The organism is Mucilaginibacter sp. NFR10 (assembly GCF_900100445.1).
Lineage (GTDB): Bacteria > Bacteroidota > Bacteroidia > Sphingobacteriales > Sphingobacteriaceae > Mucilaginibacter > Mucilaginibacter rubeus.
The window spans coordinates 1-16461 of the sequence record NZ_FMTV01000010.1 but is presented as its reverse complement, the minus strand read 5'-3'; the positions used below and the strand labels follow the sequence as shown (position 1 = coordinate 16461).

At 43.3% G+C, this 16461-nt stretch carries 11 protein-coding genes; 6 read left to right on the top strand and 5 right to left on the bottom strand.

What is annotated here, in order from left to right; translation table 11 throughout:
• Positions 1-162 precede the first annotated feature (162 nt).
• The 6 genes from BLP33_RS24500 to BLP33_RS24475 all read left to right on the top strand — a co-directional run bounded on the left by BLP33_RS24500 (position 163) and on the right by BLP33_RS24475 (position 11251).
• Positions 163-1119 (top strand): oxygen-dependent tRNA uridine(34) hydroxylase TrhO, encoded by a 957-nt coding sequence (locus tag BLP33_RS24500; RefSeq protein ID WP_090534297.1) that lies wholly within the window; start codon positions 163-165, stop codon positions 1117-1119.
• 102 nt (positions 1120-1221) lie between these two features.
• Positions 1222-4116 (top strand): triple tyrosine motif-containing protein, encoded by a 2895-nt coding sequence (locus BLP33_RS24495; protein WP_090534146.1) that lies wholly within the window; start codon positions 1222-1224, stop codon positions 4114-4116.
• A gap of 248 nt (positions 4117-4364) precedes the next feature.
• Positions 4365-7388, top strand: coding sequence for a SusC/RagA family TonB-linked outer membrane protein (locus tag BLP33_RS24490; RefSeq protein WP_090534144.1), 3024 nt, complete (start codon positions 4365-4367; stop codon positions 7386-7388).
• Positions 7389-7399: 11 nt separating this feature from the next.
• Entirely contained in the window at positions 7400-8881 is a 1482-nt protein-coding gene (locus tag BLP33_RS24485) for a RagB/SusD family nutrient uptake outer membrane protein (RefSeq protein WP_090534142.1), read from the top strand.
• Positions 8882-8998: 117 nt separating this feature from the next.
• Positions 8999-10351, top strand: coding sequence for a glucoamylase family protein (locus tag BLP33_RS24480; protein ID WP_090534140.1), 1353 nt, complete (start codon positions 8999-9001; stop codon positions 10349-10351).
• Between the two features lie 102 nt (positions 10352-10453).
• On the top strand, positions 10454-11251 hold the full coding sequence (locus BLP33_RS24475; RefSeq protein WP_090534138.1) for a carboxylesterase family protein: 798 nt from the start codon (positions 10454-10456) through the stop codon (positions 11249-11251).
• Between the two features lie 145 nt (positions 11252-11396).
• Here BLP33_RS24475 and BLP33_RS24470 read toward each other — a convergent pair whose 3' ends face one another.
• The 5 genes from BLP33_RS24470 to BLP33_RS24450 all read right to left on the bottom strand — a co-directional run bounded on the left by BLP33_RS24470 (position 11397) and on the right by BLP33_RS24450 (position 16366).
• Complete coding sequence (locus BLP33_RS24470; protein WP_090534136.1) at positions 11397-12539, bottom strand: hypothetical protein; 1143 nt, start codon at positions 12537-12539, stop codon at positions 11397-11399.
• 90 nt (positions 12540-12629) lie between these two features.
• On the bottom strand, positions 12630-12845 hold the full coding sequence (locus BLP33_RS24465) for a DUF2442 domain-containing protein (RefSeq protein ID WP_090534135.1): 216 nt from the start codon (positions 12843-12845) through the stop codon (positions 12630-12632).
• A gap of 168 nt (positions 12846-13013) precedes the next feature.
• Positions 13014-13739: a YebC/PmpR family DNA-binding transcriptional regulator gene (locus BLP33_RS24460; RefSeq protein WP_090534133.1), complete on the bottom strand. Its 726-nt coding sequence runs from the start codon at positions 13737-13739 to the stop codon at positions 13014-13016.
• Positions 13740-13890: 151 nt separating this feature from the next.
• The gene (locus BLP33_RS24455; protein WP_090534131.1) at positions 13891-14844 is read right to left on the bottom strand and encodes an NAD-dependent epimerase/dehydratase family protein; all 954 of its coding nucleotides are present in this window, start codon (positions 14842-14844) and stop codon (positions 13891-13893) included.
• Positions 14845-15037: 193 nt separating this feature from the next.
• Positions 15038-16366 (bottom strand): IS4 family transposase, encoded by a 1329-nt coding sequence (locus BLP33_RS24450; protein WP_139160035.1) that lies wholly within the window; start codon positions 16364-16366, stop codon positions 15038-15040.
• Positions 16367-16461 lie beyond the last annotated feature (95 nt).

The following is a 16461-nucleotide window of genomic DNA, read 5'->3' as shown; positions in this document are numbered from 1 at the left end:
CAGCAGTTATCTTTCGCCTTTAACCTTTTGCCTTTTACCTTAAAAATTGCAGCTGCCTTTCGCCTTTACCCTTTTGCCTTTTACCCCATTTTGAGCTTTCACCTAAAAATCTTAAATTTGCGCCGCTCATTTAACACTGTTTGCAGCAGTATCAATGATTTTATGGAAATGTATAATACCTTACTATACTATTGTTATTCAACAATAGCTAATGCGGAGCAATTTGCTGCCGATCATTTAAAATTTTGTAAAAGTTTAGGTTTAACCGGGCGCATTATTGTGGCCGATGAAGGGCTTAACGGTACCGTATCAGGCACCGCCGAAGCTTGTAAAACCTATATGGACACCGTACATGCCGACGAGCGTTTTGCCGGTATCGATTTTAAAATTGATGAAGTAGATACGCCTTCGTTTGTGAAAATGCACGTGCGTTATAAATCAGAGATCGTACACTCCGGTCTCCGTGACCCTAATGTCATCGACCCGAAACAAAAAACAGGTAAACACCTGGAGCCAAAAGAGTTTTTGGCGATGAAAGATAGGGAAGATGTGGTTGTTTTGGATGTACGCTCAAATTACGAACACTCATTAGGAAAGTTTAAAAACGCCGTAACGCTTGATATCGATAACTTCCGCGATTTTCCGGATATGATCAATCAGCTTGCCCAGTATAAGGACAAAAAAATCCTGACATACTGCACCGGTGGCATTAAATGCGAAAAAGCATCGGCCTTGTTGTTGCACGAAGGTTTCCCCGAAGTGTACCAGTTGCACGGCGGCATCATTAAATATGGTAAAGAAGCGGGCGGCGAGGATTTTGAAGGCAAATGCTATGTGTTTGATAACCGCCTTTCGGTTGATGTGAACAGCGTTAACCCTGTTGTTATTTCAACCTGCTTCAATTGCGGCAAAACCACACCCAAAATGATCAATTGCGCCAACCCTGAGTGCAACGAACATTTTACCCAGTGCGATGAATGCGGAACCGCTATGGACGGTTGCTGCAGCGAGGCTTGTAAAGAGCATCCGCGTAAACGGGTTTATGATGGTACCGGGTATTATGTAAAAGTACCTCAACCGGTAAATGTGAGTAAAAACAAACTGCAGCCAATAGCATAACAGCTGTGGCACAATTAATTATATAAGGCTTATCCTCAAGGGTAGGCTTTTTTATTTTGTCGGGTACAAACACTACTTTAGCAAATTGAGCCGCTACATCCCATGCGTAAAACCCTGTGTATTATTATCGTTCTTGTTTTTATATCAGTTTGGCCCGCGTGGTCGGTAGATATTAAAAGTGTAGGTGTTCCCTATATTCAAAACTATACCAAGGCAACTTACCAGTTTGGTAACCAAAACTGGTCGGTAACGCGCGATGAGCACGATATCATGTATTTTGGCAATGCCGAAGGCCTGCTCACCTTTGATGGTAAATACTGGCAGCAGTACCACATGCCTAATGGTTTAATTGTACGCTCAGTTAGTGCTGATGGCAAGGGCAGGGTGTATGCCGGCGGATACGGTGAGTTTGGCTACTGGCATAACGATGGTAAGGGCATTTTAAAATACACCTCACTCGTTAACCTGGTACCGAAAAACTTTTTACCGGTAACCGAAGAGATCTGGAAAATATATTGCGATAACAACAGGGTGCTTTTCCAATCATTCGGGGCTATCTATATTTATTCGGCTGGTAAAATTGAAGTGGTAAAAACACATGAGCCGTATTTGTTCCTTTTTAAATGTGGTAGCCGCTTTTTTGTAGAGCAATTAACAAAAGGGCTTTTTGAGCTTAAAGGTTCAAAGACTGAATATATTGAAGGCAGCAATATTTTAGGTGCAAGTGGTGTGTTATCTATTTTGCCATTTCAACAGGGTAAATATCTCATCGGTACGGCAAAAAATGGTTTATTTATCTACGATGGTAAAACAGTTAAGCCATGGGTGAGCCAGGCAAATGATTTTTTAAAAACCTACCAGCTGAATAACGGCGCGGCCATCGCCGATAAGTATTTCGCCTATGGTACCATTCTTAATGGTATTGTGATCGTTGATACTGCCGGTCGTGTAGTGCAGCATATCAATAAAGCCAGCGGTATGCAAAACAATACGGTGTTAAGCCTTTATACCGATGCCAGCCAAAACCTTTGGGCCGGACTGGATAATGGTATCGATAGAATTGAGGTTAACTCGCCTTTGTATTTTTATTTCGACAAAACCGGCAAATTCGGTACGGTTTATTCCAGCATCATTTTTGATAAAAAGATCTATCTCGGCACTAACCAGGGGCTGTTTTACAGCGATTGGCTGCCCGATAATCATAACAGCCCCTTTCAAACATTTGACTTTAAACTGATCCCCGGTTCGCAGGGGCAAGTGTGGGATTTGTCGTTACAGGATAACAGGTTGCTTTGCGGCCATAACGACGGAACCTACCAGGTAAATGGAGCTTCCTTAAAAAAGATCTCGGATGTAACAGGCGGTTGGACCATTAAGAAAATGGCCCCCGATATGCTCATGCAGGGCACTTATACCGGCCTGGTGATCTACCGGAAAGATGCTGCGGGCAATTGGCAATTCAGCCATAAATTAGCGGGTTTCAGTGAACCTTCACGCTATGTTGAACGTGATGCCAAAGGTCAAATTTGGGTAAGCCACGCTTATAAGGGTATTTATAAACTCACTTTAAGCGCCGATCAGCGCACTGTGGTATCACACGTTTATTACGACCAAAAACATGGTTTGCCGGGTAGTTACAACATTAATGTATTTGATCTCGATAACCGCACGGTTTTCTCGTCAGATTTGGGTTTTTATGTGTATGACGATATTACCGACAGGTTTTATAAATATCAGCAGCTTAATAGCAAACTGGGCACATTTGCCACCTCAAGTAAGATCATTAAGGCCATAGGCAAAAAATACTGGTTTATTAACCAGGGTAGGGTAGGCTTGGCCGATATGTCTGTTACCGGGAAGCTAACCATCGATACCAACAGGTTTTCTATCCTGAACGGACAGATGGTACAGCATTATGAAACCATTAACCGTATCAACAACTCAACCTATTTGATAAGTGTTGATGACGGGTTTGTGATATTAAACGATGCAGATGCTCAACTGCCCAATAGGATCAAAATACCTGATGTTTTGATAAGGAGGATAGAGAATGTTACCGATAAGGTATCGTTGATAACTGAAGCAGCAGAACAGAGCAATAACATTGAAATACCTTACGCCGAAAATAACATCCGTATAAGTTATTCTCTGCCTTATTATACCCAGGCTAAAATCAGGTTTCAGTATTATCTGGAAGGCTATTCGCATCAATGGAGCGAGTGGATGCCGCAAAGCCAAAAGGAGTTTACGAATCTTAACCAGGGTACTTATAATTTTAAGGTGAGGGCTAAGATCAATGATCAGTACCAATCCGCCGTTTCAACAATAACTTTTACGGTATTGCCGCCATGGTATGCCGGCAAAATAGCGCTGGTGTTTTATGTATTGCTGGCTGTATTGCTATTTTATGTGATCAGGTATTACTACGGGCTTAAATTGAAAAAACATCAGCAGCAGATTCAACAAAAGCTGCAGAAAGAGAAGGAAGAATTTTTGAAGCAGGAGGCTATAGCCAATGAGCAGCATATCATCAACATAAAGAACGAGCAGTTGCAAGCCGACCTGGCCAGTAAAAGCCGTGAACTGGCAAATTCGGCTATGAACATAGTTTACAAAAATGAGCTGCTGCAAAAGATAAGCGACGAGCTAACTCACCTCAAAGGAGAAGATGGTAAAAAGCTGGCCGACGAACAATTGCGCCGCATCCAGAAAGTGATTGATGAAGGTATGAGCGATGAGCGTGACTGGAACATATTTGAAACCAGTTTTAATGAAGCGCACGAAAATTTCTTTAAAAAATTAAAAGCCGGTCATCCGGACCTTGTACCCAATGACCTTAAATTATGCGCTTACCTGCGCATGAATATGAGCAGTAAGGAGATGGCATCGCTGCTCAATATTTCATTGCGGGGTGTCGAAATTCGTCGTTACAGGCTGCGCAAAAAGCTCAATCTGGAGCATGATAAAAACCTCACCGAGTTTCTCATCGAGCTTTAACACTACATCATTACCTCTCATTGTGCTATTTAGTGGTATTGGGTACTAAGCGGGCTGTGTAGTAGTTGGTTTTATTTTAACTGTCTGTTAAATAGGTGTTTGTGTTTTATAAAAACATTTCGTGTGAAAGTATTCTTATGCTGATGTATTAATGTTGAGTTACATTATTTGCTAAAGGCTGATTATCTGTACAGCTTTGCAAATCAATAAACCAATTATTTTTCGATCCGTATTATTTATTAACCACTATGAAAAGAATATTTACTATTTCAGGGTTGATGTTGTTACTGTTGTTTTGCTATGACGCGGCGTTTGCACAAAACGTTACACTAAAAGGTAAAATAACTGACGGAAAAACAGGCGAGGCTTTAATAGGCGTGTCTGTTTCAGTTAAAGGAACAACTATAGGTACCCAAACAGACGTAAACGGAGCCTTTACCCTCCAGGCACCGGGTAATGCAACTTTATCAATTGCTTATATAGGTTATGCTACACAAGAGGTAGCAGTTAACGGGCAAACAACCATAAACGTAGCCCTGCAGCCAAAGACAAACGAATTGCAGCAGGTAGTTGTTATTGGTTATGGTACGCAGCGAAAGCTTGACGTAACCGGTTCGATAGCTACTGTTAAAGGCGCCGATGTTGCCAAACAAGCTTCACCTAACGCATTGAGCGGTTTACAGGGTAAAGTATCAGGTGTACAAATCACCAACAGCGGTACACCGGGTAAATCACCAGACATTACTATTCGTGGTTTAGGTACTATTTATGGTAATACCAAACCGCTGTTTGTTGTTGACGGTGTTTGGTATGATGATATCAGCTTCCTTAATCCGCAGGATATCGAAAGCTTCAGCATTTTGAAAGACGCGTCAAGTACAGCTATCTACGGTATCCGTGCAGCCAACGGTGTAGTTTTGATAGGTACTAAACGTGGTACAAAAGGTAAACCGGTTATTAATTATAATGGCTATGTAGGTTTGCAGGCTGTTACCAACCAGGTAAAAATGGCAAATGCCAATGAATATGCCACTGCGGTAAATGAGCTTTCGGCATTAAATGGTGGCGATCCGATATTCAGCAATCCTTCATCATACGGTAAAGGAACCGACTGGTATAAACAAATATTGCGCAAGGCATTTACTACAAACCATGAGGCTTCAATAAGTGGTGGTACCGATAAGTATACTTACAACTATTCGTTTGGTTACCTTAACCAGGATGGATTAGCCAAAACCAACAATTATCAGCGTTACACCGTTCACTTGTCAAATGATTTTAAGCCAACTAAAAACTTAAAATTCGGATATACCGCAAGTGGGTTGTCTGACGTATCGCGCGATGTGAATGGCGATATCTTTCACCAGTTATTTGGCGCGGCCCCTACACTACCTGTACGCAAAGCTGATGGCAGTTATGGCGATCCTAACGACTATGGAACCGGCGATGGTAATAACTATAACCCGCAGGCTACTATTGATTTTTTTAATCAGCGCACAAAAAACAAGCGTTTTACTTATAACGCTTATGGCGAAGTTACCTTCCTTAAAAACTTCAAATTTAAGTCGAGCTTTGGCGGCGATATCAGCCAGAATGAAGTACGGGGATATTCTCCTCAATACTTTGCTACCTTAAAACAACAGAGTAATAAAACCAATCTGGACATCAACCATACCGATGTACGTAACTGGATCTGGGAAAACACCCTTACTTATGATGTTAAAATAAAAGATCATAAAATTACAGCCCTGGTGGGTTACAGTGCTCAAAATTACCGAACTAAACAAATAGATGGTAAGGCCGATAATGTTCCGTATGTAAAAAACGGCAGTATCAGGAGTTCATTTCCGGATACCGCCAATATAAATTTCTTTCCAACTCCCGGCAGTCAGGCTCACAATCGCGCATTATCACAATTTGCACGTGTCAATTACTCGTTTAAAGACAGATATTTGTTGAACGCCTCCATTCGTCATGATGGTGCCTCGCAGTTTTATGGCCAGCATACTTATGGTAATTTCCCGTCAATTGGTGCCGGTTGGGTAATTACCAACGAGGATTTTATGAAAAATCAGAAGGTATTCAGTTCATTAAAGGTTCGTGGAAGCTGGGGAAAGATAGGCAACTCTGGTGTGCCTATTAACCCGACAGTACAAGTTATTGCCACCGATCCTTACCTCACTGGCTTATTTGGTAACCCGCTTAAAACTTATCCGGGTGCAAGTATTAACTCCATAGTACCCCCATCGATCGTTTGGGAAAACACCGCGTCGTCAGATTTTGGTATCGAGGGCGGCTTGTTTGATGGCAAACTTACTTTCGAAGGTGATTATTACGATCGTAAAACTGAACATGCTATTTTCGCAATTCCAGTGGCTGGTTCATTAGGTACAAGTAACAGTTCATTGATAGGTAACCAGGCAACTATCCAGAATAAAGGTTGGGAGTTTTCATTAGGATGGAGAGATAATCCGTCAAAGGATTTCACTTATAGTATCAGCGGTAACCTCGGTATTAATACTAATAAGGTCCTTAATGTAATAACCGGCCAAAACCCAATTTATGATGGTGGCGAAGGTATTGCCAACGGCGCATTGGCTACCCGCACCGTGGTTGGCCAGCCGATAGGCCAGTTTTATGGCTACAAAGTAACAGGCATTTTCCAAACAGCAGCGCAGGTTGCAGCTTCAAAACAACCGGGCGCAGCCCCTGGCGATTTCATTTACCAGGATACCAATAACGATGGCATATTGGATAGCCGCGATCGCGTTGCACTGGGTAGCCCGCTGCCAAAATATAACTACGGTATAAACACATCATTCACCTACAAAAACTTCGACCTTGCGTTAGATTTTCAGGGCGTTGCCGGTGTAAGTGTTTATAACGCCAATATCGCTTACCGCTTCGGCAATGAAAACTTTACTCAGGATTTTTATGAACACCGTTGGCATGGAGCAGGTACTTCAAATACCTACCCTTCAGTAAACGTTGGTAAAAATAGTAATGCCGCCCCTAACTCTTTCTATGTTGAAAGCGGTGCATACTTCAGGATGAGGAACGCGCAGCTGGGCTATACCATTCCGGGCGAATTCCTGAAGAAACTGAATATTTCAAAAGTCAGGATCTATGCAAACGCACAAAACGCCATCAACCTGTTTGGTTACAAAGGCTTCTCGCCAGAGATTGGTGGTGCTGTAGGCAGCCGTGGTATTGATGCAAGTGTGTATCCGTTATTTGCTACCTATAATTTTGGTGTTAACGTTACTTTTTAATCAATATAAAGATGAAAAATAGTACAAAATATTCGCGTAAGGTCGTTGCTTTAGGTCTTATCGCTTCAATTATATCGTTTCAAAGCTGTAAAAAAAGCTTCTTAAATGTTGATCCGGCTCAAAATACCGCGGCAACCCAATTTTTCAAAACCCAGGATGATGCTACTAAAGCGGTTAGCGCCATGTATGCTAACCTGCGCGAGTGGAACAACATCGCCTTTGCACCTATTGCTGTAGAGAGCATGGGTTCTGACGATGTAGAAAAAGGCAGCACCGCCAGCGATGCTACCTTCTTTAATGACTATCATAAATTTACCATTACTGCGGGCGATGCCCAACTGGGTGGTTTCTGGAAAGGTCAGTACCAAAACATCAATTTTGCTAACCAGATCTTGACCAACGTGCCAGGTATTACCATGGACGAAACTTTAAAGGCAAGGTATCTGGCCGAAGCTAAGTTTATCAGGGCTTATTCATATTTCAGGCTGGTTAGGGCTTTTGGCGATGTGCCATTACGTTTAAGCCTGCCTAAGGATGCATCAGAATATAACTTACCGCGTACAGCAAAAGCACAGGTTTGGGCTGCTATTGAAACGGATTTGACTGATGCAGCCAATGTGTTGCCGCAAACCTACAGCTCGGCCGATATCGGTCATGCTACTAAAGGCGCCGCTATTGCATTGCATGCAAAAGTTGCCATGTACCTGAAAAAATGGGCTGATGTATTGAGCTACACCAACCAGGTAATGGGTATGGGCTATTCGTTGTTTCCTGATTACGAACAAATGTTCCGTACTAATCATAAAAACAACCAGGAATCGGTATTTGAGATACAGTGCGCTTTGATTCCTAACAACCCGGATGCCTCAAACTCACAATACTCACAAGTGCAGGGTGTACGTGGTGTTACCGGAGGCGGCTGGGGCTTCAACGTGCCAAGTGCAGGTTTAGCTGCTGCTTACGAAACCGGCGACCCACGCCGTGATGCGACTATCATTTTCAGGGGCGAAACTACGCCGGAGGGTGATAAGATCCCGGCCAGCGGAGATAACCCGATGTATAACCAAAAATCATACGTTCCTTTTAGCCTGTATGTATCTGGCTTTAATGAAGGCTGCCAGCAAAACAAGATCGTTTTACGCTATGCTGATGTATTGCTGATGAACGCTGAAGCTAACAATGAGCTTGGTAATTCAGCAGCTGCCTTAATTCCGTTAGAGCAGGTTCGTGCCCGTGCCCGTGGTAGTAATGCAGCTATTTTACCAAAAGTAATTACAACCGATCAGGCAACCCTTCGTAAAGCTATATACCAGGAAAGAAGGGTTGAACTGGCTATGGAATTTGAACGTTATTTCGACGTGATCCGTCAGGGTAGGGGTACCGAAGTTTTTGGCTCACGCGGTTGGAAAGCCGGCAAAAACGAAGTTTGGCCGGTGCCACAAAATGAAATTGACCTGAGCGGTGGCGCATTAACACAAAACCCTGGTTATTAATTAGCCAATAAAATACACACAGTTGATTGATGATGAGGTTGCCTTGTTGGGTTTAACGGGCAACCTCTCTTTTTTTAATGAAAACCCTGTTTTTCATATCCAAATGCAAATAGCTTTATGAAAAAACTATTTATTACTCCGGTATTTATATTGGCTGCCATTTGCGCCTTTGCCCAAAAGCAAACAAAAAAATCAGAAGACGGCATTAAGCCCGTTGGTATTATAAAAAACCTTACCGATAGCGCTTTGCTGGATGTGGTGCAGCGCCAAACGTTTCGTTATTTCTGGGACTTTGGTCACCCGGTGAGCGGTCTGGCCCGTGAGCGCAGCAACACTTCTTTTGATTACGGTAACGAGGTGGTGACTACCGGCGGTTCGGGATTTGGCATCATGTCGCTCATTGTGGCCGATAGCCGCAAATGGATCACCCATGAGCAGGCGGTTGACCGTATGGTTAAGATCGTTAACTTTTTATACAAGGCCGATGCTTTTCACGGCGCTTTCCCGCACTGGTTAAACGGCGAAACCGGTAAAGTGATCCGTTTTGGCCGTAAGGATGATGGTGGTGATATTGTTGAATCAGCTTATCTTTTCCAGGGTTTATTGTGTGCGAGGCAATATTTCAACGGCGATGCGCCCAAAGAACGTCGCATCCGTGATGTGATTAGCTGGATGTGGGGTGAAATGGAATGGAACTGGTACACCCGCGATGGCCGCGACTACCTTTACTGGCACTGGAGCCCCAACAATGGCTGGGCCATGAATTTCCCGATCCACGGTTTTAACGAATGTTTGATCACTTACGTGCTTGCCGCATCTGCCGAACGTTACCCCGTTAGTGCCAATGTTTACCATAATGGTTGGGCGCAAAGCGATTTCTTTAAAAATGGAAAAACTTTTTACGGTTTTAAATTGCCGCTTGGTTTTGATTACGGCGGTCCGCTATTCTTCTCGCAATATTCTTTCCTCGGCCTTAATCCTAAGGGATTAAAGGACGAGTATGCCGACTACTGGGAACAAAATAAAAATCATACTTTGATCAATCATGCTTACTGCGTTGATAATCCTAAAAAATTTAAAGGCTATGGTGAAAATTGCTGGGGCTTAACTGCCAGTGATAACTTTGAGGGGTACAATGCACATTCGCCAACTAACGACCTCGGCGTAATTACGCCTACGGCCGCGTTATCCGCATTCCCATATACCCCGGAATATTCGATGAAAGCGTTGCGTCATTTTTATTATGACCTGGGCGATAAGATCTGGGGCGAGTATGGCTTTACCGATGCCTTCAGCGAGTCGCATAACTGGTACGCCAACTCCTATTTAGCCATCGATCAGGGCCCGATCATTGTGATGATTGAAAACTACCGGACCGGTTTGCTCTGGAAACTTTTCATGAGCTGCCCCGAGGTTCAGGGTGGTTTGAAAAAACTGGGTTTTGAAAGCCCTGCTATCGTGAAAAATTAATTCGGCATAAAAAATAAACAAAAGGCCGTTAAAGAGGTTAAATTTGTTTTAAAGCAACGGCGGTAATTACGTCGGTTGCAAAACAAAGAAGCATTTTAACCCATGATCAAAACAATACGAATTACAGGAATGCTAAGCTTACTCTTAGCATTCTCTTTTTTAGCCAAGTCCCAAAATTTGACCTCGTTTGACAGGGGCAGCTTTATTTTTAAAGTAGACACACTACCATACCGAATTTTATTTCCAAAGCATTTTAATCCGGGTCAAAAGTACCCTTTATTGTTTGTATTACACGGTTCGGGCGAACGGGGAAACAATAATGAGTCGCAACTGGCTTATGGGGCACAACGGTTCTTACAGGACAGCTGCAGGGAGTTATACGAGTCTATCGTTGTTTTTCCGCAATGCCCGGCAAAAAGTTACTGGAGCAATGTAAAGCAGGTTACGGATTCGGCAACCAATAAGCGCAAATTTATTTTCCAGGAAAATGCGCCGCCAACAATGGCGATGATCATGCTGATGGGACTGGTTGACCAGTTTTTAGATAAGCCATTTGTTGATAAGCACAAAGTTTATGTGGGAGGCCTTAGCATGGGTGGTATGGGGACATTTGAAATCATTGGCCGCGAACCTAATGTATTTGCAGCAGCCTTTGCCATTTGCGGCGGCGATAATACGCTGAACGCGAAGAAATACGCTAAAAAAGTTCCGCTCTGGATCTTTCACGGTAATAATGACCCGGTAGTACCTGCCGATCACTCGCAGGTAATGGTTGATGCTATTAAAGAGGCGGGAGGCAAGCCGCGGTTTACGCTATATCCAGGTGTAGGACACAACAGCTGGGATAATGCGTTCAACGAGCCTGATCTGTTGCATTGGTTGTTTTCGCATAGTAAGTAGGAGACGGGTAATACAAAAAACATGTCATTGCGAGGAGGAACGACGAAGCAATCGCATGCTATACAGGGCGGTCACGCTTCCGTGCGGTTGCCACGCTACGCTCTCAATGACATGAATTTTTAGCTTGATTGGAAAAGCTATTAACCTATTCTTCTCCCTCTGATTTTTTAGGAAGATTTTTGGCGTTAAAACGTGGCTTGAATCCCAATTTAGGTGCAGGAGTTTCTTTAGCCGGCGACTGAGGTTCTTTAGTTGGAGTATCCTCTTTTTTATCTTCTGCGGATGCTTCGGCTTCAGGAACTGTCGGCTTCATTGCAGCTGCATTAAAGCGTGGTTTAAAGCCAAGCTTTGGTGCGGGAGGTTCAGAACCCGGTTTTACTTCTTCAATCGTTGGTTGCGGAATCTCGGCTGATGGTTTTGCCTCTTCAACGGGTTGTTCGGATTCAGCCTGTTTAGGTTTCATCATAGCCGCGTTGAAGCGTGGCTTGAATCCCACTTTAGGGGCAGGTGCTTCGGTTACCGGCGTTTGAGGCTCTTCAGGCAGAGCATCCTCTTTTTTCTCTTCAGCAGGCGCTTCATTTTCTACCGGTTTAGGTTTTACCATACCGGCATTAAAGCGTGGTTTAAAGCCCATTTTAGGTGCCGGTGCATCCGCAGGTGGAGTTGTCGGAGTTTCTTCCTTTTTGTCTTCTGCCTGTGTTTCTGTTTCAGCTGGTTTCGGTTTTACCATGGCAGCATTGAAACGTGGTTTAAAGCCAGGTTTGGCAGTTGGTGCAGGTGTTTCTGTAGCAGGATCCGAAGCCTCTGCCTGTTGTTCTTTCTCGTTTTCGGGTGATGCTTCGCTTGCAGCCGGTTTAGCTTTTGCCATGGCGGGATTAAAGCGAGGTTTGAACGCTGGTTTGGGGGCAGTTTCAGGGGATGAAGGTTCTGACGTTGGGGGCTCAACTGCCTGTTGTTTAAATTCTTCAGCAGGAGCTGCAGGTTTTGGTGCAGCCGGACGGAACTTCGGCGTAAAGCCAACTTTGGCCGGCGTAGCGGGTTCTGTTAAACTTTCGGTTATGGTTTGTTCGGCCAGCGGGTTTTTGATATGTGCTTTTTCGGTTTTAACTTCAAGCGGAACCGGGAACCGCCGCCTTAGTTTATTAAACCAGTATTTTTTGGTATGGTCGAAGCTTTTTTCGCCCATCTGTTCAAAGTGATCTTTAAATTCAGAAAACAAAGCAGGTTCGCCCTGTTGCAGGGCGGCAAGATCAATTCTTTTCTTCTTTAAAAATTCTTCAAAAACCATTTTGTTTAGATATGAGATGTTAGATAGGAGATTTGAGATAATTGAAGGTTTAGAGCCTTGTCTCATATCTCACGTCTCATATCTCAAATCTTATAATGTTACATCTACACCCAGCTTGTTAAAACGGATGCCTTTTTCGGTTTGGCCCCAGTCTTCACGTTCCTCATCGGTAGCGTTTAATAACTGTGGAAACCATTCCAGCGGAAAAGCCTGCGGCTTGCCACCATCAGTTTCCACAAAAAGAAGGCCGTTAGCAAAGGTAACCTTTACTTTTTTTTCTCCTTTACGTGTGTTGAATAGTGGCATGATGTTTCTTCTTTATGTCATTGCGAGGAGGAACGACGAAGCAATCGCATGCTGTACAGAGCGATGATGCTTCTGTGCGATTGCCACGCCATCGCTCGCAATGACATGGTGTTTATTGTTTGAGTGGAACTAAATCCGAAATCGAAATTCCGGAATCCGATACCAGGATTACTCCGCCATGTTATGGTAAACAGCCTGCACGTCGTCGTCTTCTTCCAAACGGTCAATCAGTTTCATAATTTCAGGAACCTGATCTTCGCTAACAGCGTGGAATGATTGCGGGATACGCTCCAGCTTGGCCGATTTTACTTCGATACCCATCTCTTCTAACGCTTTTTGCATTTTACCAAAATCTTCAAAAGCTGTGTGGATTACTGCAATATCGTTGCCATTTTCGTCGGCTTCAACAAATATTTCTTCCAAACCTGCGTCTATCAGTTCAAATTCAAGCTCTTCCAGGTCGCGGTCGCCCGGCTCAAAGGTGAAAACCGATTTGCGGGTGAAGATAAAATCAAGCGAGCCGGTTTTTCCTAATGAGCCACCGTATTTGGTAAAATAGCTGCGTACGTTGGCAACGGTACGGTTAGTGTTATCGGTAGCGGTTTCAACCAACACTGCAACACCGTAAGGTGCGTAACCTTCGTAAACAAGCTCTTCATAATCTTTTTCGTCGCGGCTGCTGGCGCGTTTAATGGCGGCTTCAACACGGTCTTTAGGCATGTTTACAGCCTTGGCGTTTTGTACCGCGGTACGTAAGCGTGAGTTGGTGTTAACATCGCCGCCGCCGGCTTTTACAGCCATTACAATTTCCTTACCTAAACGGGTAAACTGCACTGCCATTTTGGCCCAGCGCTTAAACTTTCTTTCTTTGCGGAATTCAAATGCTCTTCCCATGTTTTTTTAGTTCATTGTTCATGGTTGATAGTGATAGATCAACCTTGTTGTATTACAAAGCTTTGCCTTATAAAGACAAGGCGGTAAATATAATATTTGTTTATATAACGACGGATAAAAACCTTTAACCTTTATCCTTTCGCCTTTAACCTTAAATTATCGTTTTCAAATTGGTCAACATGTCGGCCACCATTTTTGGTAGGTCATATTCCAGTTTCCAGCCCCAGTCGTTTTGCGCGTAACTGTCGTCTATTGACTTTGGCCAGCTATCGGCGATGGCTTGTCGCGGGTCGTTATTACTGTAACTGATCTCAAATTTAGGGATCAGTTTTTTGATCTCTGCTGCCAGTTGTTCGGGCGTGAAGCTAATGCCAGCCAGGTTATATGATGAGCGGATGCTGATCTGTTCGGCAGGTGCATCCATCAAACTGATGGTAGCTCTGATGGCATCATCCATATACATCATGGGCAGGGCGGTACCTTCGGCCAGAAAGCTTTCATAGCTGCCGGTTTTTAATGCCTGGTGAAATATATGTACGGCATAATCGGTAGTGCCGCCGCCTGGGTTTGCTTTCCAGCCTATCAGGCCCGGGTAACGGATACTGCGTACATCAAGGCCGTATTTATTAAAATAATATTCGCACCAGCGCTCGCCGGCCAATTTACTAAAACCATAAACCGTGTTAGGATCCATTACACAATACTGCGGCGTATTATGCTGCGGCGAATGCGGACCGAAAACCGCTATTGAGCTTGGCCAAAAAACTTTACTTACCTTAAACTCAACTGCAAAATCAAGCACATGCAGCAAACCGGTCATATTCAGGTCCCAGGCCATTTTGGGTTTTTGCTCGCCTACTGCCGAAAGAATGGCAGCTAACAGGTAAACTTGTGTGGGGCGGTGCTTATCAAATATATGGTGCAGGTTGTCTTTATCAAGTACATTGATCAATTCAAATGGTCCGCTGCTTCCGCGCATGGCATAGGTAGGGCTGTTAATATCCGAAGCTATAACCGTTTCGGCCCCATGTATATTTCTCAAAGCCATTACCAGTTCGGTACCGATCTGGCCGTTGGCGCCTATCACTAAGATCTTTTCGCTCATGCAATATTGAGTTTACCGCGCAAAGGTAGGAAATTGGTTTATTAAGTGAGTGGAAGTGAGTCCGAAAGTCAGATGTCCGTAAGTCTGGAAGTCCAAGCCAATTTTAATCTTTCGGACTTACGGACATCAGACTTCAGACTTTTTCCGCGTTAGGGATAGTAGCGGATACCGGCCAATGTCATTAAGTTAAGGATTATATTGCTCTTTTGTAATTAGTTAAGGTTTTGTATTTACCAGACCTACGTTTGAGTTTTTTCACTCTTGGTAGTTTTCTGTTCGGCCTTATTGGTTCAATATATTGAGCAAAGAGGTTTTGTAATTGTATTAGTATTTTTTCAGGGTCTTTAAAAAGTAAAAGGCCTATGACTCTGTTCTTCATAATGCCAATGGCGGTATTTTTATTTATTTGATAGTCGTATTTGCGCTTGGAAACTTCATGATCGATTTTCTCCTGGGCTGGTTTGCTAATGATTTCCTGTAAGTTGGATAAGAAAACTGTTGCATGGAAATCCTGTAGAATTGTTTCAACTTTTTGTCCGCTGAAGGCTTCTAATTGCAACTGGTTCTTGAAGGAGCTGAACCTTGTTTCGATTCCCCAGCGCATAAAATAAAGTGCTTTAAATTCTTTATAAGGATATTGTTGTTGGTCAAATAGATTGGTAGCCAGCACTTCAATCGTTCCATCATCTAAAACAATGCGGATCAACCGTATCTTAATAGTTCCCTTTACTTTTACAATAAAACCCTGCTCTCTAAGCTCCCTCCGAATGGGTTTACTTGCTTTAATCATGCTGATCGCATCATTTACCCCGCTTTTTACAAATGCTGTTACCTCAGTACTGAACCCTACAGGGCAGCGCATTAAGAAGGGCTGTGGTGTTTCTTTGTTTTGATGATGAAACATGCTGATAAAGCCAGGATATGCACGATCGTAGATCAATAACATATCCGGCCCATAAGAAGGTATCCAGCTCAGAGCAATCTTTTGCTCAGAACAGCTGATGGGGTACATTCCCGCCTTTATAGTGATTTTATTCAAAACATCAAAGGCACACAGAACGCGGCCTAAAGTTACTGTACCCCGCTGATTTCCATGCGTTCCAAAATGTTCTGTTACTTCCTTCCTGTCGATCAGGTACGCTGTAGAACCATCTACCGCAATCACCCTAAATCCATTCCATCGTTTAATGTCAGCTTTATAATGAGTATAGAAACTATCGACTAACGTACTGTTTAAACAGCTGAAAAAGAAACTACTAATCTTTGAGCGCTGTTGACTGAAAGCAGACTTGGTGGCTTTCAGTTCCTGAAAACCCATATGATCGAAGAATGTCGATAACTCTATATCATAACTTCTTTTAAAAAAATTAAGCAGCATACATACTACCAGTTCAAAATGAAGCTTACGCCTTCTACTAAAGGCATTGCAAGAGTTGGTGAATAGCTGTCTTAACTCGCTATTTTGAGATGAAAGGGCAATAAAATTCCGTAAATCTGAAATGATCTTTAAGTTTGCTGACATACCACAGTTTTTTGATTCGTAACCATAAAGAACCGGATTTTATCCGGTTCTGAACTGTGGTGTTTCCTTAACTTAATGACATTGGGATACCGGCC